The sequence below is a fragment of the Pontibacter mucosus genome, from assembly GCF_003054055.1.
Taxonomy (GTDB): domain Bacteria; phylum Bacteroidota; class Bacteroidia; order Cytophagales; family Hymenobacteraceae; genus Pontibacter; species Pontibacter mucosus.
Genome location: NZ_QBKI01000005.1, coordinates 188,330 through 209,711, shown reverse-complemented (window position 1 = coordinate 209,711; position 21,382 = coordinate 188,330). Strand labels below are relative to the sequence as shown.

Below are 21,382 nucleotides of genomic sequence, written 5' to 3'. Positions count from 1 at the left end.
CGCTACTTGGTAAGAAGTATAACACCCTGTAGAGTAGCTGTAAATTTAGTTTAAACGAACATTTATTATACCGTGATAGCATACACCAACCGCCGTTTGTTCCTGAAGTCTGCTACCTTGGCCAGTCTGGGCCTAGGCCTGAGCCTGTCGCCATTAGCTGCTTTGGCTCAGGATCCCAAACCCCAGAAAGGTAAAAGAATAGGCATAATCGGACTGGACACATCGCATAGCATCGCCTTTACTAAAACGTTTAATGCGTCCGATGCTGGGCCGGAGTACGGCGGCTACAAGGTTATGGCAGCTTACCCGCACGGCAGCAAAGACATTGAGGAAAGTGTGGCACGGATTCCGGGGTACACGGAGGAAATACAGAAGTATGGGGTCAAGATAGTAAACTCTATCAAGCGCCTGCTGTCGGACGTGGATGTGGTGCTGCTGGAGACAAACGATGGGCGGCTGCACCTGGAGCAGGCCCTGCAAGTCATCAAGGCGAAAAAAACGCTCTTTATCGATAAGCCCATGACAGCCTCCCTGAGCGACGCCATCGCTATTTTTGAAGCTGCCGAGAAAGCCAATGTACCTGTGTTTTCCTCTTCCTCACTGCGTTTTATGGGCAATGTGCAGGAGGTGATGCAGGGCAAGTATGGAAAAGTATACGGCGCCGACACCTACAGCCCGGCCACCCTGGAGCGTACGCACCCGGATCTATACTGGTATGGTATCCATGGCGTGGAAACCCTGTTCTCGGTGATGGGCAAAGGATGCAAAAGTGTAACCCGTTACTATACGGAAGGGGCTGACGTGGTCGTCGGCACTTGGGAGGATAACCGCGTAGGCACCTTCAGGGGGATACGGACAGGTAAGACAGACTTTGGGGGTAATTGCTTTGCCGAGAAAGGTATTGTATCGCTGGGCCCTTTTACTGGTTATAATCCCATGCTGGTAGAAATAGCAAAATTTTTTGATACCGGAAAGCCGCCGGTAAGTTCTGCCGAGACACTCGAGATCCTGGCGTTTATGGATGCGGCGGATGAAAGCAAGAAGCGGGGAGGGTCTCCGGTGACGCTGGAGGAAATGTTTAAAAAGGCCGGGGCCAGCAAGTCTTAACAAGTATAAACTTACAGATGTGCTACATCCCCGATGGAACAGCGCCTACCATGATGAGTAAGCAAGCTTTCATGTCTTCAATGCAGTGGGCAGGGGAGGCAGAACAACAAGTATAGCCAGAATTTTTAAATCGGTTTTAAAGCTCACAGTATGAGTCAGCTAAAGTATATCGTCCTGTTACTCTTTTTCGCCATCCTGTCGGGTACTGCCTCTGCGCAGTGCATCATACTTAACAAAGGGGTGCCAGGGCATAACACCCGGGATCTGCTACAGCGGGTAGAGCAGGATGTGCTGGCCGAACAGCCGGATTTAGTCATTATGATGGTTGGCACCAACGACATGGTCAACTCACACAAGTTGGTTGACTACAGGGAGTACAAGGAGAATTACCTGACCCTTATCCGGAAAATAAAGGCCCGGGGGGCTGAACTCGTGCTGCTGGCCCCGCCACCGGTCGATACCGGGTATGTGCTCGGGCGGCACGACCGCCGGCTCTACGCCGAAGACCTGAATGTTAAGGTAGAGAAGGCTGGGGCGATCGTCAGAGCACTTGCCGAAGAAAACAACCTGCACTTCATCGATCTGAATACCCTTTTCAAAGCAACCGGATCGCCAAACCGGGAAGCGCAATCACTGCTTATCAACGAGAAAAATCTGGGCAAGCCCGACGGGATTCATCCCACGAAAGAAGGGTATGAGCTAATGGCAAAAACCATCTATACTTATCTGGAGGAGAAAAAGCTTTTGAAAGGTAAAAAGAAGATCGTCTGCTTTGGAGACAGTATGACCTACGGTAGCTACATGGCAGGCGCCGGCACAGCGCAAGGCGATACTTATCCTGCGCTCCTGAGCAGCATGATCAATAGAGAACAGCCATAATTTTTTTACTTAGTCAGCTTTCTTTAATCATGAATTTAAGAAATACAAACCCTATTTATTAAATAATTTGCAAATAAAATACAATTAAAAATATATTTTGTATATTAGCTTAAAGTTGAATAAAAATTAGATTAACCACATCCGGCGGTAAAGGCACTCCTTGTATTATTAACGGAACCTGATAATATACTTCAGGGCCGTGGTTATACTTGGTGGCTGATATAATTTTCAATGGGATCGGGGAGGAAGAGCGGGATAGACGCGGTGTTTATGCTGGCTGATCCTTTGCGTAAAACGCGTTAATCAGATGTGTACGAAGTCTGTTTGGGGGCTTTAGCCCTTTCTTACATGATACAGAGGCAGCCCTGCATTTATGCTCCAAAGATGGCTGCTGACAGGTATAAGCCTGGGTAAATACCAAGATAGGAGAAACAAGGAAAATTGTGGTTAGGCAAGACTGCTGTAGTCGTTTTCTATTCTTGAGGCATTATGGATTAATTGTTTTTTCCTGATAAACATCAACTCTTAATAATAGCCTGAATATGAGAAAAACGTTTACCCAGCGGTGGCGAAGGGGATTTGCCATCTTATTCCTCTGTTTCTCTGCCTCTGCTGCGCACAGCCGGGACACAGAAACCATCCTGAGCCCAGAGGTTATACTTCCGGAATGGGTCATGTCCGGAAAGGTTGTTACCAAGAATGGGGAAGCCCTGCCGGGAGTAACCGTGGTGCTGAAAGGAACTTCCCTGGGCACTTCCACCGACGCCGGGGGTAACTATACGTTGAGCGTTCCGGATAAGCCTGGCACCTTGGTATTCTCCTTTATAGGCATGGTTACCCAGGAGGTGCCGGTCAATGGTCCTGGAATCATCAACGTAACGCTGGCCGATGACGCCAAAGCGCTGGAGGAAGTGGTGGTGATTGGCTATGGCACGGTGAAGAAGAGCTCCGTTACGGCAGCCGTTACCAAGGTCGAGAACACCAAACTGGACCAGATTCCGGCAGGGCGGCCTGAGGCGGCGCTGGCTGGCCGATTGGCCGGTGTGAACATTACCCAGAACCGAAGCATTCCGGGCGCAGCGCCGATTATCCGCGTGCGCGGGGCCGGGTCTATCAGTGCCGGTAACGATCCGCTGGTGGTGATTGACGGTTTTCCGGGTGGTAACCTGGAGAGCATCAACATGAACGACGTGGAGTCGATTGAGGTGTTGAAGGATGCTTCTTCAGCGGCCATCTATGGCTCCAGGGGTGCGGGCGGTGTGATTATCGTGACCACCAAAAAAGGAAGATCAGGCAAGCCGAAGCTCAACTTCAATGCCTATAGCGGCTTCTCCAAGGCCATGGGCCATGACGATTGGATCTCAGGCCAGGAATACTATGACTACGTGGTGCGTTACCAGAACCGCGAGTTCGTGTGGGCCGGTGGAGACCCTTCTATCCCGGTTTGGGGCGATGACCGCCGTCCGGCACAGTACCAGGTGCACCCGGCCATCAAAGAAAACAACATCAACTGGCAGGACGAAGTGCTGCGCACCGCCCCGATGCAGAACTATAACCTCTCGGTGAGCGGCGGCACGAATAACGTGAAGTATTACGTGTCGGGTGGTTACAAAAACGAGCAGGGCACTTTGCTCAACACCTGGTACAAAAACTACTCGGTGCGGGCCAACGTGGATGTGAAAGTGAATTCGGCCGTGAATGTGGGCTTTAACATCAACCCAAGCTTCTCCAACCGCCGCTACTCGCCGCTGGATATCAACCCGCTGGTAAAATACCCGCCTTTTGTGGCCAAGCAAAACCCGGATGGCACCTATCCGAAAGCGCGTGATTACTGGGGCGTGGTGGTAACGGGCGGTGTGAACCCGCTGGCCATCCTGAACGGCTCTTCTTATTACTCCACGACGATGAATAATATTGGCGAGGCCTATGTGGGCTTAAAGCTGCTGGAGGGGCTGAACTTCAAGTCATCCGTGGGTACCAACATCTCTTACAACACTGCCGAGACTTTCCAGGCTTCCTATGCCTCGAACGCCGGTGTTTCCTCGGGCTCCTCCGCCGATGCGCGGAACATCAACCTGGTGAATGAGAACGTGCTTAGCTACGACAAGACCTTCCGGGATATCCATTCTTTGAGTGGTATAGCAGGTGCTTCCTACCAGAAGTATACGAACCGCTTTGCCACCATCGGGGCGGTAGCGGGCAGCTATAACAACGACATCATCGAGACACTGAACAACGCCATCGTGAACGCCGGTGCCACCAGCACCTCCAAATCACAGTGGGGCCTGGTGTCCTACTTCACCCGCCTGCAGTATGGCTTTAAAGACAAGTACCTGTTCTCCGGCTCTATCCGAACAGATGGTAGCTCGCGCTTCGGACCGAACAACAAGTGGGGTTACTTCCCATCGGCTTCGGTTGCCTGGAGAGTTTCGGAGGAGAACTTCATGGATGCCATTCCGACCATCAGTAACCTGAAACTGCGTGCCAGCTACGGCGCCACCGGTAACTTCAACATCGGCGACTTTGACTACCTGGGCCGCGTGGGCAGCGTGAATTACTCACCGAACAACCAGCTGGCCAAAGGGCAGGCGCAGGTGTCTTTCGGCAACCCGGAGCTCAAGTGGGAGAGAACCAACAGCTATGACGTGGGCGTGGAACTGGGTCTGTTCGACAACCGCCTCAACGTAGTAGTAGACTACTATGACAAGCGCACTACCGACCTTTTATACTTTGTAGGCATCCCGGGCATCACCGGCTTCAACGATGCGATCTCCAACATCGGCGAGATCAAAAACCATGGTTTTGAAGTGGAGCTCAGCACCAAGAACCTGGTAGGCGCCTTTACCTGGGAGACTGACTTTAACCTGGCCCGCAACAAAAACGAGGTGGTGAGCCTGGGCGGCGTGGAGGAAAGAATCTTCACCGATACCTATGGCATGAGCTGGATCCTCAAAGTTGGCGAGCCTATGTTCTCCTACTATGGCTACCGGGCCATTGGGGTGCTGCAGAATGCAGAAGATGTGGCTAACTCACCCATCAGGGCCGGTTCCAAGCCTGGAAACACGAAGTTTGCGGATGTGGACGGGGACGGAGAAATCACGCCGGAGGACAGGGTTATACTTGGCAACTTCCAGCCCAAGATGATCCTGGGTATGGTAAACAACTTCGCCTGGAAAAACTTTGACCTGAGCATTGCCATGCAGGCCTCGCTGGGTGCCAAGATGTACAACTTCGAGAACGAGTACTACCAGGGAGCCCTGGCTGGGGCCATGCGCCGCTCGCTGGTGGAAACCCAGTGGTGGTCGGAAGCGGAGCCGGGAGACGGTAAAATGCCCGCCAGTGCGCTTAGCATGCTCACCTACCAGACTTCTGCTGACGTGTACATCGAGGATGCCTCCTTCCTGACTATCCGCAACCTGAACCTGGGCTACACGCTGCCTAGCTCTATCACGGATAAGCTGCGCATGGATAACCTCCGCCTTTATACTTCGGTGAGCAACCTGCTGATGCTGACCAAGAAGGGCTTCCATGGCTATAATCCGGAGGGCTTTACCGCCGGTGAGATCGGGGGAGTGAACAGCCGCCCTGGCTTTAACAACGGCTCCGAGCCGGTTAACCGTGTTGTGACGTTTGGTGTGAACCTGAGTTTTTAATTTCTTCCTGAAGCGAAATGAAAAGAACAATTTATACTTCTGTAGCCGCCCTGTGCCTGGCACTTGCCCTGAGCAGTTGCCACGACGAGTTGCTGGAAATGACACCCCCTTCGGCCCTGACGGAGGTGAACGCCTTTAACAATGCCAAGGACCTGGACCTGGCCATGCTGGGTGTGTACAACCGTCTGCAGGTCCGCAAGCCCAACGATTACCTGATCCTGGAAATGCCCAGCGACAACCTGTACATGTCTAACAACACGGCGGTGGCCGGGGCAAACGAAGCGGACCTGCTGGCCTTTACGCCCGATAACCCGCAGGTGGCCAACTATTGGGAAAGTTCCTACAACGGCATCTTCCGGGCCAATGCTGTGCTGGGTAACATCGACAAGCCACTTAATTACGCCAACGGACAGAAAGACCAACTGGTAGGGGAAGCCAAGTTCATGCGGGCCCTGTTCTACTTCGACCTGGTGCGGGCCTTCGGGGGAGTGCCAAAAGTTACGGCCACCATCTCCAAAATTGAGGAATCGAGAACAATCGGCAGAGCCTCGGAAAGCGAGATTTATGACCTGATTGAGGAGGACCTGAAAGAGGCGATCACGAAGCTGCCGCTGCAGGCCAACATCGCCAAGGGCAGGGCCAGCAAAGCGGCGGCAGTGGCGCTGCTGGCCAAAGTATACGTGTACCAGAAAGACTGGAATAACGCGAAAACGTACCTGGAGCAGTTTCTGAACGACTACCCCGGGTATGGCCTGGTGAACGATTTTGCCTCGCTCTGGAAACTGGAAACCGAGGATAACCGGGAGACGATCTTCAGCATCAGGTATGTGGATGGTACGAACGGCCATACGTTGTCTACGGCCTTTATTCCGAACAGCGGCGCCATTGGGATCGTGTCTCGCGGCAACGAGATGGCCCTGCCTTCCTGGAGCCTGCACAAGCAATACCAGGAGGGAGATACCCGAAAGGCGGCTACCATAAAAGAGTTCTGGACTCCTCCTTCTACCCCGAACAACCCGCCCATCTGGTATCCTTATATAAACAAGTATGCGGTAACCCATACGTACGGTTCTTCCGGACTGGACTTGCCGGTGATTCGTTTTGCGGATGTGGTATTGCTCTACGCTGAAACGCTGTACGAACTGGGGCAGCCAGATCAGGCGCTGGCTCAACTGAACAAGGTGCGGGAACGGGCGTTTGGAAGCGCGGCCAACAACTATACGTTGGCGGATATTTCGAGCAAAGAGGCCTTCTATGATAAACTCTTGCTCGAGCGCCAGCTGGAGTTTGCCGTTGAGAATGAGCGCTGGTTCGATTTGGTGCGCACCGGCAGGTACATGAGCCTTACCCGAGAAGAGAGAGGGTTTAACAACAATACGCAAACGGCTCTGGTCGTAAGCCTGACCCCGAAAGAGCACTTAAAGTACTTCCCCATTCCACAGCGCCAGATCGATCAGTCAGCACCGGGCGTTTTGACGCAGAACCCAGGGTACTAATTGAGTGACATAAAGCTTTATTGATGAAGGATTCCTGCCCTGGTGGTGTGGTCTGCAGGGCTACTACTTCCAGGGCAGGAACTTCTTTTAAGACAGTACCTGCCCGGCTTGCCTGAAGTATGGACATACGTCAATGGTTGCGCTTACAGCCTGGGGAAGTATAACATCAAACATAAGACTATAAGTATGAAGAAACATATACTCTTATACTGCCTAGGACTTCTGCTCTGTAGCTTCCCAGGTTGGGGGCAGACAAAGCAAACAGCCCAAACAGCCGCAGTGCCTCGGGAGGGGAAGAGCGCCTTGCCCAAAGATGCAGTAGCCAGAGCCACTCCTGGTGCCGGTAAGTTCACAGATCTGGGCCCTCAGGTAGGAGCCGCCGCCATTCAGGGAAGTGTGTTTGCCAAAGACGACCAGGGGCGTGAAATGGCCTATACTGTAGTGCGCGGGGAGCCGGCGCATTTGCTGGGCTATGACGTGCAGACCAACAAGTTGGTGGTAGACCTGCCACTCAAAAAAACCGATGGTGTTTGGGACCTGGCTGTTTCTTCGGACGGCTGGTTGTATGTGCCCAGCGCCAGCGGCTACTTGTTCAAGCACCGCCCTGGCACCCAGCAGATTGAAAACCTGGGCTATACTTTGTCGGGCGAGACCTACCTGTGGGATTTAGCTGCCGGCAAAGACGGAGAGATTTTCGGGGCAACCTATCCAGGGTGCAGGGTGTTCCGCTACCATCCCAAAGATGGCTTCAGCGATGTGGGAAAGGGGCCATTGGTAGAGGGCGAAAAGTATGTGCGGAGCCTGGTATACCATGAGAAAACAGGTAAAATCTATGCCGGAGTAGGGTCGCATGCCCATCTGGTCGAGTTGGATCCCAGAACAGGCGAAAAGACCGAGTTTCTGCCTCAGGAGTTCAAGGACCATGAGTTTGTGTACAATATGAGCCTGCTGCCCGGTGTGAAAGGGGGTGATAGGCTGTTGGCCCTGATCACCAGGGGAGGCGAGAACAAGAGCTTGGTCATCAATCTGAACACCAAAAAGGTAGAGCAGGTGTTGGGTAACCTGGATGTACGCTCTGCCTCGCTTTCACCGGATAAAAAGCTGGTGTATTATACTTCAAATGGCAAGCTGCACACCCTTGACCTGACTAAACCGGCAGAGCAGGCAAAAGAAGTGATGGCCACGTCCGGTGCCATTACCATGAACTGGTCAAAGGGCGAGGGACTGTCCATGATCACCTCGGGCAAGGAAGTTGTCAAGTATAACCCTGCCACGGGAAAATCTACGGTGGCAAAGCTCGATGTGCCGGAGCTGCCGATTCCAATCCAATCTGTTATGAGCGGACCGGATGGACGTATCTGGACCGCCGGCTACGTGGCCGGAGGCCACGGGGTGTTTGATCCGGCTACGGGTAAAACCATAACGCTAAAGGGCTTGCACCAGACAGAAGGCATGGCTGTTCAAGGTTCCCGGATTTACTTTGGGGTATATCCGCATGGGCGGCTTTATGTGTATGACACGCGAAAGCCATGGGACATGGCGCAACAGAATCCCCGGCTGATCCAGCAGGTACAAGGGCAGAGCCGACCTTTCGCTATTGCAAGCGCTGATAAGAAGGGGACCATTTTCTTTGGCATGGTACCGGAATATGGCCTGTTAGGAGGCTCTCTGCTGGAGTACGAACCCCAAACGGATAAACTTGTAGATCACAAAGCGGTGATGGAGAACCAGTCGATCGTAGCGCTTTGCCATCAGAAGAACATGGTTTTCGGTGGCACCTCGGTTTGGGGAGGCATTGGGGCACACCCGACGGAGCAGGAAGGAAAACTATTTGTGTGGGACGCTACGACTAGCAAGAAAGTGTTTGAGACAGTGCCTGTACCGGGTGCCAAGGCGGTTACCTGCCTCAAGGTTGCCCCGGACGGTAAGCTTTGGGGTGTGGCGGGAGGCACTCTGTTTACCTACAGCATCGAAGAAAAGAAGGTGCTAACCATGCAGGAGTTATACTTCATTAGCGAGGAGAGGGCCAATAATTTTGTGTGGCGGGATGCTTTCCTGGTGATGCACCCGAACGGCATGGTGTACGGTACGGCCAACGACGAACTGTTTGTGGTAAATCCGGAGACGATGGAATTTCAAAAGTTGGAAAAGGACGCCTCCTTGCTCACGTTGGGAAAAGACAACAAGCTCTACTTTAGAAGAGGAACACACCTATGGAGCTATGAGCCTTAAGAGTACGGCAACGTGCATGGAGGGGCGGTAACCCGGTTTTGTACCTGTATAAAAAAGCCTGTATCCCTTGACGTCGGGGTACAGGCTTTTTTAGTAAAAACCGCCAGAGCATTTAATCGGCTCATCCCAGATCAAGCTGCCGGTTACGGGCTAGCAGGCAGGCACCTATAACGCCTGACCTGTTCCCTAAGCTTGAAATTTGAAAAGTAGTATCATTATTCACCAGGCTCAGAGAATAGCGGTTTACAGCACTTTTGATAGGCAGTCTGATATATTCCCCGGTAGCGGCCATGCCCCCGCCCAAGACAACCAGTTCAGGGTTAAATATATTGATAAGCCCTGCTAAGGTTTTACCTATCTTCTCTCCAATCTGGGCGATAAGCTCGATTGCCAGCACATCGTCGTTGTTAGCGGCATCAATAATGCTCTCCAGGCTCACATCGTCCAGGTTATGTTTGTTGCGCATAACTAACGTAGAAGATCCCTCTGCTACCTTTTCCTTGAACATCCTGACCAGCGCCCAACCCGACGCCTCCGTCTCCAGACAACCCTTCTTGCCACAGTGGCAAAGGATTTCGTTGTCAAAAACAGGCATATGGCCAAACTCACCCGAGTAACCTGATTTGCCGTAATAAAGCTGTCCGTTCATGATGATGCCTGAGCCAAGCCCGTGGTCCAGGTTCAGAAACAACACATGCTTATAATTATCCACTGAGCCGTTGCTGTACTCTCCATAAGCCATAGCCCTGGAGTCGTTCTCTAAGTATACTTTTATACCGATTTCCTCCTCCAGAATTTTACTCAGAGGATCTTCCTGGAAATGAAAGAAGCTGTAGCTATGGCCCGTTGCATAATTAATCCTGCCGGATAAGTTAATTCCCATACTCCAGATTTTGGACTTGGGAATAGAGAGGCCGGCTATAAATCCTTTGATGATATTGCATAGCTCAGCCAGGGATTCCTCGCTGTTATTGAGCAGGTAAGGCACATGTTCCTCTATTTTGACAAGGTTCTTCTGAAGATCGGTTAAACCGATGTTTACGGAATTATTCTTCACATCAATCCCCAGAAAGAAGCCTGCATCAGGGGCAAGGCCATACAAGTTCGGTTTTCTGCCACCCGTGGAGCTCACCTTTCCATAGTCACGTACCAGTCCATCGTTGATAAGGTCGTTGATGAGGCTCGTTACCTTAGGTGCGCTTAAGGTAAATTCTTTGCACAGCTCTGCAATAGTAGCATTGCCTGCATTGGCAAAATAAGAAACGATACTCCTCTTTTGATTGACGTTCTTATAGGCAACGCCAGTTATATTTTCTTTCCCAAATTCCTCTAATAAGGAGTTTTCCAATATGTTCATGTAGCTTATATGGGTTTACATAAGGCAATAGCCGGAAGCAGCGTGCTGTCGACTGTTTTAAGCTAGGGAGATATTATTGAGGTTTTTAAATTTATTACTTAAATATAATGATATTAAGTCGATTTTTTATTAAGTTTAGTAAGCTATTATGTGATTTTTTTAAATTTTTTTTCCAGCCTATCATAAGCAGATAGACGATTGCCTTATGTCTACCACCTGCTTCTCCTGGTCAAGAAACATTTTACATAAGTGGTAGGATGAGGGTAAGGAAACCTGTGGAAGCCAATGTGGAAGTTAAGTTCGGGAAAAGTGGGAAGGAGGAGTTGGCCCTTCTCTTAGAAGAAACTAAGTACAGAAGCATTTTAAATATAAAACTTAGCGGGTAAAAGTATAAGTATGGTTTCATTCCTCATCTCCGTGCTGGCATTGGTTCTGGGCTATTTCTTGTATTCTAAAGTAGTTGTACGTGCGTTTGGGGCTGACGCAAACAGGGCGACACCTGCACTCACGATGCGGGATGATGTAGATTATGTGCCGCTGCCATGGTGGAAGATTTTTTTGATCCAGTTTCTGAACATTGCGGGGCTGGGCCCCATTTTTGGCGCCGTGGCTGGCGCAATGTGGGGGCCAGCTGCCTTCCTGTGGATTGTGCTCGGGACAATATTTGCCGGGGGAGTGCACGATTATTTGTCCGGGATGCTTTCGCTCAGGCACAAGGGAGAGAGCATCACTGAGGTAACCGGCTACTACCTAGGTACAGGCATGAAGCGTTTCATGCAGGTGTTTACGATTGCCCTGATGATTATGGTGGGTGCAGTGTTCATTACGGGACCTGCCAAGATACTAGACGATGTGCTAGGGGAGGTAGGGGATGTGCGCATGTGGGTGTGGGTGATCTTCACCTACTACCTTATCTCTACCGTGCTGCCAATTGATAAAGTGATTGCCAAGATTTACCCTTTATTCGGCATCGCCTTGCTGTTTATGGTAGGAGGGATTGCTGTTATGATGCTAACAAATGGCATCCAGATCCCTGAGATTACCTGGTCCTCTCTGACAAACCAGCACCATACGCCAGAAAAGTTTCCACTGTTTCCCATGCTCTTCATTACCATAGCCTGCGGAGCTATATCTGGGTTTCACGCCTCACAGTCGCCCATGATGGCGCGCTGCATGACCAACGAGAAGCAGGGACGAAGCATTTTTTACGGCACAATGGTGACCGAGGGCATTGTAGCGCTGATCTGGGCAGCCATCAGTATGAGTTTTTACGGAGGAGTTGGGGGGCTAAACGAGGTGATGGTACAACAGAAAGGAAATGCCGCCTTTATCGTTAGCGATATTTCAAACTCCCTGTTAGGTCAGGTGGGGGGCGTGCTTGCCTTGTTGGGAGTTGTTGCAGCGCCTATAACCTCTGGTGATACAGCCTTTCGCAGCGCGCGTCTAATCATAGCAGACCTTACAAAATCAAAACAGAAGCAGCTTATGAACAGGATCCTGATCAGCCTGCCTTTGTTTGCTTTAGGATATGGGCTTACCCTGTTAGACTTTGGTATCATTTGGCGTTACTTCGCCTGGACAAACCAAACCCTGGCTACGATTGTGTTATGGGTTGTGACGGTATATCTGATAAAGGAGGGGAAGCAGTTCTGGATAAGCCTGTTGCCGGCAATTTTTATGAGTGCAGTCGTCACTTCCTACATTCTGCTGGCTCCTGAAGGGTTTAATCTTCCGAAAAGTATAGCTTATGCAACTGGCATCAGTGTTTCCTGCTTTCTGCTTATCATAACTATGCTGAAGTTACACCGAAGAAAGAGCAAGCTAAAGGTCGAGTTGGTTCAATAACATGGCATACTTTACATAACAGAAGCTTAATAAGGAGCTGTGCATTAGCTGTCCATAAATATGCCTGACCTCATTTAAGACAAAATAACAGCCCATAAAGTAGCCGACGCCACTTGCTAATGATTATGTCCCATTCCATGGATAAGCATGTTTTTCCGCAGTGGTTCTACCCTTATGTATGGCACAACTCAAGGCCTATGTCCTTACTAATACAACTTTTATTCTAAGCTTTGCCCCATCCTGAAAAGCAACCCTTTGTCCTCCAGAAGCTTAAGGTCTTTCCGGATAGTGACCGAGGAAACGTTCATGTCCGTGCATAGGTCAGCTGCGTTTACCTTGCCTTCCTGTTGCAGTCTGTCAATGATCTGCTGATGCCTTTCAGCTATACTTACCATAGTGTGCTCTTTGCTTAAACAAGGAATGAGAGGTAGAAAATAGCATTTATTTTGCACCGGACATAGTGAAAACCTAATAATTATCGAAGGAATAAATTAGGGCACAGCTGGTTATTCCCTCAGCGCTGCATCGGGTGTATAGCTCCACAGGTCGGCCCCGAGCCTGAAGTATAAGATGCCTTGCGCATCCATCGTCAACAGATCAAGGCCTTCCCGGAGGACGTTGACCTCCAGGGTCTGCGGATCAACAGCGAAGAATTTTCGGCCGCCTGTAACTCAACAATTAGTTCTCCATACTTTCCCAGTTGCAGGTATTAAAAGTCAAGTAGAGATATCCAAAGAGCACCTTCCTCACAACCAGATGCAGCTATGCAGAGTATTTCAACAAGCAACCGCGATAAAGTATTGTTTCTTCCGCTATAATCTAAGTATTAATATATACTACTCTAAATCTTTTTTTCTTGGCACCCGTTATTAGGAATCTTTAAGGAAATTAAAAGAAATAAAAAAACTGCCTGTTTGTACATACTTAGCTTTTTTCAAGTATCTCAGGCACGGCAAAGTTCCCTGTATTGTACAAAGTAAAACCTTTGGAGAGATTGTTTACTTTATAAATGTGATTGCTTACTTATTTATTTGGCAAGTAGCATTGCTTTCAGTAGTGGAATAATTAATTTAAGCCAATAGTAGCCACCTTTTAAAAAGGATAGTTCCAGAATCCTTATAAACAGACGTTTACATAGCGAGTTCCTGTTCTGACTTACCAGTTCCCTGCACGGTGGTTTTGCATTTGTAGGGGAATAAGATATAGATGTTGTGAATTCTTCGCTCCGGTACAAGGGAGGGAAGTGTTGGTAAAAGCCAAAAGCGCACTTGCTAACCCGTTTTAATAAAACGATTTAGCAAATTATCGAAATCATCTTATAACAAATATATTCCTATGAAACACTGCTTTACAGATTTCCTGAATGGTAGCTATGTAAGGGAAAGGGGGCAAGTATGGCGTGCCATACTTCTCTCTGTAACCACAATGAGTGCGGGAATAAGCCCGGCGCAAGGCTATTCTGCTGAACATGAACAGCTTCAAATGACCTCCTTTGCTCTGGCGCTTAGCCCAGAAGTCAGCACGGCTATTGCTACCAGATATGAATTTCAGATAACAGGCACGGTACGGGATGATAAAGGAGTGCCGCTGCCTGGGGTTACGGTGCTTGTAAAGGGAACCAGCCTGGGAACCTCCACCAATGCCGATGGTAGCTTTACCCTTTCCCTGCCTGATGAGCAAAACAATGGAACGCTTGTCTTTTCTTTCATAGGATTTGCAACCCAGGAGATCCCAATAAGCGGCCAAAGAGTCATAGATGTAACGATGGCAACTGATGCCAAGGCCTTGGAGGAAGTAGTGGTGACAGGATATGGTACACAAAGAAAATCGGATGTAACTGGCTCGGTTGGTGTAGTAAGTTCGGAGGAGTTGCTTAAGGCGCCAGTTACGAATGCACTGCAAGGTTTACAGGGTAAAATTGCCGGTGTGAATGTGAAGCTGAATTCAGGTTCACCGACCAGCAGCCCCCGCGTCGTTATCAGAGGAGTCGGGACGATTAACTCTTCCTCCAGTCCGCTTTATGTAGTGGATGGCGTGGTGATGGAAGATATTCAGTTCCTCAATCCGAATGACATTGAAAGTATAGAGGTGTTGAAAGATGCCTCTTCTACCGCTATTTACGGAGCGCGCGGAGCCAATGGTGTGATCCTGGTGACAACTAGAAGGGGAGCAGCGACGGAAGGGGTTGTCGTCGGGTATGATGGTTTTGTAAGCGTAGGGAAAATGCGCAAGAAGATGGATCTGCTCAACGCCGAGGAGTGGCTGCAGGTGGTGGAGACGGGCATGGCGAATACGCCCAAGTACCGGCCTGGTGTCACTCCAACCTTCACTAAATCCGATCCCAGACTTTTCGATGCCAGCGGCAACCCCTTGTATGATACAGACTGGCAGGAGGAGGCCACCCGCACGGCCATCTCCCATAACCACCAACTCTCCTTACAGACAAGAGGTAATATGTCTTCCTTCGGAGCTTTCCTGAACTACGCCAAAATGGAAGGCATCATGCTGAACAGCTGGTTAGAGCGCGTGAATGGGAAGGTTGCCTACGATGCCACTCCTAAAAAATGGCTTTCTGTTGGCGTGAACCTGCTCGTTAACTATACCCGCGAGAACGAGGCAGAAGAAGGTGGCGGGCACCAGATGCCACGCCGTACTATGATCGAGATGCCCCCAATCTTCCCGGTGAAGTTTCCGGATGGCACCTGGAGTAACAGCAGTTTAATCAGTGATGCCTACAACCTGGAGGGGATGGCTAACCCGGTACACGTGCTACAAACGCAAGACCGTTTGAGGGATCGCACACAGTATTTTGGCAACACCTATCTGACTTTCCACCTTTTACCCGGTCTTGATTTACGGACGCAGTTTGGCTTCGACAAGCACAACAGGAGCTTCAAAGAGTATTACCCTACTGACCTCCTGAATATATCGAGTCCGCTGGGAAGGGCCTTTATCGGTGATTACTACATGAATTACTGGCAAGAGGAAACCTTTTTGTCCTATAACAAGGAACTTGGTGACCACCGGATAAACTCTGTACTCGGCCTTAGCTGGCAGGAGCGCTCCTACGAGTATAACACAGCGGAAGCCAGGGGCTTTGCCGACGATTTTTTCAGGTACCATAACATGGGAGCAGCCAGTCAGCCGGGTGCGCCACAGTCAGGGTATGAGAAATGGTCGATGAACTCCTACTTCCTGCGGGGCGGCTATGCCTACAAAGACAAGTACTTGCTGACACTGACCGGAAGGGTGGACGGCTCCTCTCGCTTCGGGAGAAATAACAAGTATGGTTTCTTCCCGTCCCTGGGCGTAGGCTGGGTGGTATCGAATGAGTCCTTCCTGCAGAACGCTACCCTCCTGGATCATCTTAAGCTCAGAAGCAGCTATGGGGTTACAGGCAACACCGAAATACCTACTTACCAGTCATTGGCGACCGTTTCCTCCGGTACCGTACTGATAGGCGGGGAGAGACAAACGGCAAGCTTTCCATCGCGCATGCCTAACCCGGACCTGAAATGGGAAAGGACCAAGCAGTTTGATGTGGGTTTTGATGCCCGCCTTTTCAACAACCGGGTAGGGCTGGAGTTTGACTACTACTACAAATTAACCACCGACCTGCTGCTCGACCGGCCTATCCCACACTCCACGGGTTTCAGTTCTGTAAGAGATAACATCGGTTCCGTGTCTAACCGGGGCATCGAGGTGATGCTCACCACCACCAACATCGACAACAGCGCCTTCAGATGGGAGTCTACCCTGAACTTCAACTACAACAAGAACAGGATAGAGAAGCTGGGGGAAAATGACGAAGACATTGAGATGGGACCGTGGTGGGTATCTGGCAGCCAGACCATCCTGCGTGTCGGGGAGCCTGTCAGCTCTTTCTGGGGCTATGAACGCTTGGGAACATGGGGCACTGACGAGGCGGATGAGGCCGCAAAAGTAGGTGCCGTACCGGGCGAGGCAAAGCGGGCACGAGAGAAATCCATACTTGGCAAAGGCCTTCCGGATTGGACGGGCAGCTTCATCAACAACTTCCAGTATAAAAACCTTGACCTCTCCGTTGACCTGCAGTTTGTGTATGGTGTGGATATCCTGCAGCAGTTTTACCACTCCACAGAAGACAGGTCCGGTATTGCCAATGGGCTTCGTACTATCCTGACGGAAGGATGGACACCGGAAAGACAGAACACCATGGTGCAGGAAATACGAAACCAGGCCTACGCCGGGCAGAACAGCGAGGTGGACAGCAGATGGGTAGCCAACGGTTCCTATTTGCGCGGCAACCTTATCTCGCTGGGTTACAACTTCGACAACACCTTCTTGCCAGCGCTGAACTTAAAAGCGCTAAGAGTTTATGCAAGTGTACAGAATGCTTTTGTCATTCACGCGGACGAGTTCCAGGGATATGACCCTGAAGCTACCTCCTGGGGAGGCGATCAATGGGGGCAGAACATCTTCTTCTTCCAGTATCCCAGACCGAGGACTTACACCTTGGGCTTAAACGTGAAATTCTAAAAAGACGCAAATGAAAAGCAATATGAAAAAGATAAGTGTAATACTCGCGTTAACAGGCTTGGTATGCTTTTCCTGTGAGGACTTTCTGGATGAAGTGCCAAAAAACCAGCTAAGCGCTGAGCAGAACTTTACCTTGCCGGCCCACGCTTATAATGCCGTAAACTCCCTGTACCGGAATGGCGCCCCTCAATTATTCGACGGCGGTGTATACTTCGGTGCCGAAGCCATCATTGGCAACTATATGTCCGGCTTCTTCGACAACGAGTACAAGGGGCAGGAGGTGCACGTGCAGCATGCACAGCAGCTCACGCTGAACGGTAACAACCTGAATGGCTTTCTGGGAGGCATCTGGGACGACCTGTACCGCGGTATCTCCCGGGCCAATAATGCCATCAAGTATATCCCAACCACACCGGACTTAACAGATGCTGAGCGGAACAAGCTGCTGGCCGAAGCTAAATTTTTTAGAGCCTACGCTTACTTCTATTTGGTTAGAATGTTCGGAGAGGTGCCTGTCGTGACGGAGCCCTATGAGGCACCCACCGACCTGTACGCGGCGAGAAACTCTGTAAAAGAAGTATACAACCTGATTGAAGAGGACCTGAAATTCGCCGTAAATGAAGGTGGCCTGGCCGAAACATCCATGGCCAATAACGGAAGCCGCGTCACGAAAGGGGCTGCGGCCACGCTACTAGCCGATGTATACCTGACCATGAGCGGCTACCCGCTGCGGGAGGACAGGTACGCCGATGCGGCAGCCATGGCAGAAAGCGTTATCAACAGCGGCGCTTACAGCCTGACGCAACATGACAGGGCAGGAGGTAATGTAGTGCTGGAAAACAGCGCCTACAATAAGATCCGCAAAGGCGATGCCTCAGCAAATGAGTATGTGCTCTATCATGAATACGCCGTGGGCATTTCTGACAATGCCTATCCGCAGTGGTCCTATCCTGTGTCTATGGCGCAGCATGTGGCTTACGCCCTTACCAATGGTGCCTATCAGCCGGTAAGGGCCTTTTTACTTGGGTATGATCCGGCGAAAGACCTGAGAGCGCAGGAAAAGCAATACTTCCATACAACACTCACGCTAGATGACGGCAAAGTGGTCACCTTCGAACCCTCCCCTTACATGTGGCACGACGACAACGCTATATTTGAAACAGCCAGCTCCGGCAAAGATGTTGTGCTGTATAGCTACTCGGATGTGTTGTTAATTGCAGCGGAGGCAAAAGCCCGGGCGCAGGGGGTATCTGCCGTAACGGCTGATTACCTGGCACAGGTGCGGGGAAGAGCCTACTGGAAGGAGGACATGGAGCAGATCAGGAATGGGCTTGCTTCACTGTCGACGGAGGCTTTTGTGGAAGAAGTATGGAAAGAGCGATACCGGGAGCTGGTGTTCGAGTTCAGCTTATGGTTTGATATGATCCGGACCAGAAAGTACCCCGAAACATCCGCTAGCAAGCCTGGTGAGATCACCTTTGTGGATCTGGTAGGGCATGCCAATAATTGGAATAAGGTGTTCGAGGAGAAGCATCTGCTTTTCCCCATCCCAGAGGCAGAAAGACAGCGAAACCCGAGCCTGGGCGCTCAGAACCCGGGCTATTAATCGGCTCTAGGGCTGAAGCAGCTTGTTAGACCTGCTTGCAGGAGTCCTAAGCATAAATAAATTACAATTTCCTACGATTGCTTTTGTATATTAGATCTTAGCAGCCTTTCAGAAACTCCCTGAAAGCCGCTAAGATCTACTATATTATGGTAACCATCATCTCTGGTAGCCGACAACACCCTTGATAAAAAAGCATATGAAAGATTTTCAGGTCAAAAAAGAAGCGAAAAAGTATGATGCCGTAATCGTCGGCTCAGGCGCGGGAGGGGGCATGGCCGCCTATGTGCTGGCCAAGGCAGGGCTTAAAGTATGTATGTTGGAGGCAGGGGCAATGTACGATCCCGCCACAGACTCAGCGCAGTTAAAAAACCCATGGGAATCCCCAAGAAGAGGGGCCAGTACCAAGTTCAGGCCTTTTGGTGATTTTGACGGCTGTTACTGGGGATGGGAAATAGACGGCGAGCCTTATACAAAGGCAGAAGGAACCGAATGGGACTGGTGGCGAGCCCGCATGCTGGGCGGAAGAACAAACCACTGGGGCAGGATCTCCCTGCGCTTCGGACCAAAAGATTTCAAGCACAAAAGTATAGATGGCCTGGGGGAAGACTGGCCTATTGGCTATGAGGATGTAAAACCATACTATGACAGGGTGGACAGGCTGATAGGGGTGTTCGGCACAAACGAAGGTTTGGAGGATGAACCCGACGGAGTATTCCTGCCGCCGCCGCTACCGCGTCTGCACGAGCTGATGATCAAAAAAGCGGCCACCGGAATCGGAATCCCGGTTATCCCCTCGCGCCTGTCGGTACTGACCAAAAAGATTAACGATGAGCGCGGGCAGTGCTTTTACTGCGCACAGTGCGGCCGTAGCTGCAAGGCTTACGCAGACTTTTCCTCTTCCTCCTGTTTAGTTAAGCCTGCCGTGGAAACCGGAAACCTGGATGTTATTCCGCATGCGATGGCGCGCGAAGTAATAACGAATTCGGAAGGCTTGGCAACCGGCGTGTCTTATGTGGATACTCTGGACATGCAGGACTACCAGGTGGACGGAAGAGTAGTTATTCTGGCGGCAAGTGCCTGCGAAAGCGCGCGACTGCTGCTCAACTCAGTTTCCAGGCGTCACCCGAACGGCTTGGCGAATTCCAGCGACGTAGTGGGCAGATACTTGCACGACTCGACCGGGGCTGCGATGGGAGGGGTGCTCCCGCACCTCATGGGCCGCAAGCGCTACAATGAGGACGGAGTGGGCGGCATGCACGTTTATACTCCCTGGTGGCTGGACAATAAGAAGTTGGACTTCCCGAGAGGTTACCACATCGAGTACTGGGGAGGCATGCAGCAACCGGCTTACGGCTTTGGCTGGGGAATTGAGAACCTGAACGGAAAGATGCAGGTGCATGGCAAAACCAAAGAGGCGGGTGGCTACGGTAAGTCCTTAAAGGACGACTATCGATTTATGTATGGCGCGGGTGTGGGGATGGCCGGCCGTGGCGAAGCCATCGCTTTCGAGCACAACTACTGCGAGATTGACCCTAACGTGGTGGATAAGTATGGCATTCCGGTGCTGCGCTTTAACGTGAAGCACTCTGATTATGAGATCAACCAGGCCAAGCACATGAACGAGACCTTCAAGGAAATCATGCATGAAATGGGTGCAGTCATTACTTGGGGTGGCGATAACGGACCTCACAACAAGTGGGGATTGGAGAATCCCGGCAAGATCATCCACGAGGCAGGCACTGTGCGTATGGGTAACGACCCAAAGCGATCGGCCCTGAACAAATGGAGCCAGGCCCATGATTGCAAGAACCTATTTTGCGTGGATGGCGGGCAGTTTGTGTCCCAGGCAGACAAGAACATTACCTGGACGATCATGGCCCTGTCGATGCGTGCCTCCGAGTACATCGTGGATCAAATGAAGAAGCAAAACCTCTAGGAATATTTCCGATTAAAATCAGAACAAAATGGATAGAAGAGAATCATTCAAGGCAATCGTGTTAGGTGCTGTTTCTTCGGCGATACTCCTGGAGTCCTGCGGTACCAAGACTGAGGAGAACATTGCAGAAGTTATTGAAACGCCTGCCGGGGAACCTGGACGCATGCCGGAAGAGGTGGCGCACCAGGAAGCGGTGAGCTCTAAAACTTTCTTTGCAGAGCATGAGATGGCTACCATCACCTTGCTGGCCAACATCATCATCCCGGCAGACGAGAAAAGCGGAAATGCAGAAGAGGCGGGTGTGCCGGAGTTTATCGAGTTCATCGTCAAAGATAAGCCTGAGTTCCAGACTCCCATGCGCAGCGGCCTGAAATGGCTGGATATAGAGTGCCTGAACCGGTTTGAAAAAGCCTTTAAAGACTGTGATGAAAAGCAGCAGATGCAAGTGGTGGATGCCATCGCTTACCCTCAGAAAGCTGCACCTGAGATGAAGAAGGGCGTTGCCTTCTTTAGCCTCGTGCGCAACCTGACGGCCACCGGCTTCTTTACCTCTGAAATGGGCGTGAAGGACCTGGGGTATGAGGGAAACCGCCCGAACCTTTGGAAGGGTGTGCCGGACGAGGTTTTGAAAGAGTATAACCTGGCCTATACAGAAAAGGAATTGCGGGAATGCGTGCGGTATGACGACCTTGCCTGATAGGTCATTGCTTCAGTAAAAAGAAATAAGGATGTGTATTATTAGCTATACCACAT

Annotated in this window: 12 protein-coding genes; 10 read left to right on the top strand and 2 right to left on the bottom strand. The window is 50.8% G+C overall.

Annotated features, from left to right (window positions below):
- Positions 1-72: 72 nt before the first annotated feature.
- From C8N40_RS11560 to C8N40_RS11540, 5 genes are all read left to right on the top strand, one after another.
- Complete coding sequence (locus C8N40_RS11560) at positions 73-1,107, top strand: Gfo/Idh/MocA family protein (RefSeq protein WP_425440661.1); 1,035 nt, start codon at positions 73-75, stop codon at positions 1,105-1,107.
- Positions 1,108-1,257: 150 nt separating this feature from the next.
- A complete protein-coding gene (locus C8N40_RS11555) occupies positions 1,258-1,986 on the top strand; it encodes an SGNH/GDSL hydrolase family protein (protein ID WP_108211920.1) in 729 nt (242 codons plus the stop codon).
- A gap of 542 nt (positions 1,987-2,528) precedes the next feature.
- Complete coding sequence (locus tag C8N40_RS11550) at positions 2,529-5,639, top strand: SusC/RagA family TonB-linked outer membrane protein (RefSeq protein WP_245905086.1); 3,111 nt, start codon at positions 2,529-2,531, stop codon at positions 5,637-5,639.
- 17 nt (positions 5,640-5,656) lie between these two features.
- Positions 5,657-7,135: a RagB/SusD family nutrient uptake outer membrane protein gene (locus tag C8N40_RS11545; RefSeq protein ID WP_108211918.1), complete on the top strand. Its 1,479-nt coding sequence runs from the start codon at positions 5,657-5,659 to the stop codon at positions 7,133-7,135.
- 186 nt (positions 7,136-7,321) lie between these two features.
- The gene (locus C8N40_RS11540; RefSeq protein WP_146173557.1) at positions 7,322-9,367 is read left to right on the top strand and encodes a ligand-binding sensor domain-containing protein; all 2,046 of its coding nucleotides are present in this window, start codon (positions 7,322-7,324) and stop codon (positions 9,365-9,367) included.
- Positions 9,368-9,488: 121 nt separating this feature from the next.
- Here the strand turns inward: C8N40_RS11540 and C8N40_RS11535 are convergent, their stop codons facing one another.
- On the bottom strand, positions 9,489-10,724 hold the full coding sequence (locus C8N40_RS11535) for an ROK family transcriptional regulator (RefSeq protein WP_108211916.1): 1,236 nt from the start codon (positions 10,722-10,724) through the stop codon (positions 9,489-9,491).
- A gap of 396 nt (positions 10,725-11,120) precedes the next feature.
- Here C8N40_RS11535 and C8N40_RS11530 point away from each other — a divergent pair, with 396 nt between their 5' ends.
- On the top strand, positions 11,121-12,569 hold the full coding sequence (locus C8N40_RS11530) for a carbon starvation CstA family protein (RefSeq protein ID WP_108211915.1): 1,449 nt from the start codon (positions 11,121-11,123) through the stop codon (positions 12,567-12,569).
- A gap of 218 nt (positions 12,570-12,787) precedes the next feature.
- On the opposite strand, the gene C8N40_RS11525 is transcribed toward C8N40_RS11530, so the two are convergent.
- Positions 12,788-12,964, bottom strand: coding sequence for a DeoR family transcriptional regulator (locus tag C8N40_RS11525; RefSeq protein ID WP_108211914.1), 177 nt, complete (start codon positions 12,962-12,964; stop codon positions 12,788-12,790).
- 1,087 nt (positions 12,965-14,051) lie between these two features.
- Between C8N40_RS11525 and C8N40_RS11520 the strand changes: the two genes are divergently transcribed.
- The 4 genes from C8N40_RS11520 (at position 14,052) to C8N40_RS11505 (ending at position 21,326) form a co-directional block, all read left to right on the top strand.
- Positions 14,052-17,087, top strand: a complete 3,036-nt coding sequence (locus C8N40_RS11520) for a SusC/RagA family TonB-linked outer membrane protein (protein WP_108211913.1) — start codon at positions 14,052-14,054, stop codon at positions 17,085-17,087.
- 22 nt (positions 17,088-17,109) lie between these two features.
- Positions 17,110-18,693 (top strand): RagB/SusD family nutrient uptake outer membrane protein, encoded by a 1,584-nt coding sequence (locus C8N40_RS11515; protein ID WP_108212075.1) that lies wholly within the window; start codon positions 17,110-17,112, stop codon positions 18,691-18,693.
- Between the two features lie 196 nt (positions 18,694-18,889).
- A complete protein-coding gene (locus tag C8N40_RS11510; RefSeq protein WP_108212074.1) occupies positions 18,890-20,629 on the top strand; it encodes a GMC family oxidoreductase in 1,740 nt (579 codons plus the stop codon).
- Positions 20,630-20,657: 28 nt separating this feature from the next.
- Entirely contained in the window at positions 20,658-21,326 is a 669-nt protein-coding gene (locus C8N40_RS11505) for a gluconate 2-dehydrogenase subunit 3 family protein (RefSeq protein WP_108211912.1), read from the top strand.
- Positions 21,327-21,382: the final 56 nt, after the last annotated feature.

Excerpts from the sequence above, each read along its gene's own strand:
- C8N40_RS11525 (WP_108211914.1), bottom strand. The coding sequence starts at position 12,964 with ATGGTAAGTATAGCTGAAAGGCATCAGCAGATCATTGACAGACTGCAA.
- C8N40_RS11555 (WP_108211920.1), top strand. The coding sequence starts at position 1,258 with ATGAGTCAGCTAAAGTATATCGTCCTGTTACTCTTTTTCGCCATCCTG.
- C8N40_RS11530 (WP_108211915.1), top strand. The coding sequence starts at position 11,121 with ATGGTTTCATTCCTCATCTCCGTGCTGGCATTGGTTCTGGGCTATTTC.
- C8N40_RS11535 (WP_108211916.1), bottom strand. The coding sequence starts at position 10,724 with ATGAACATATTGGAAAACTCCTTATTAGAGGAATTTGGGAAAGAAAAT.
- C8N40_RS11540 (WP_146173557.1), top strand. The coding sequence starts at position 7,322 with ATGAAGAAACATATACTCTTATACTGCCTAGGACTTCTGCTCTGTAGC.
- C8N40_RS11510 (WP_108212074.1), top strand. The coding sequence starts at position 18,890 with ATGAAAGATTTTCAGGTCAAAAAAGAAGCGAAAAAGTATGATGCCGTA.
- C8N40_RS11505 (WP_108211912.1), top strand. The coding sequence starts at position 20,658 with ATGGATAGAAGAGAATCATTCAAGGCAATCGTGTTAGGTGCTGTTTCT.
- C8N40_RS11515 (WP_108212075.1), top strand. The coding sequence starts at position 17,110 with ATGAAAAAGATAAGTGTAATACTCGCGTTAACAGGCTTGGTATGCTTT.
- C8N40_RS11545 (WP_108211918.1), top strand. The coding sequence starts at position 5,657 with ATGAAAAGAACAATTTATACTTCTGTAGCCGCCCTGTGCCTGGCACTT.
- C8N40_RS11520 (WP_108211913.1), top strand. The coding sequence starts at position 14,052 with ATGACCTCCTTTGCTCTGGCGCTTAGCCCAGAAGTCAGCACGGCTATT.
- C8N40_RS11550 (WP_245905086.1), top strand. The coding sequence starts at position 2,529 with ATGAGAAAAACGTTTACCCAGCGGTGGCGAAGGGGATTTGCCATCTTA.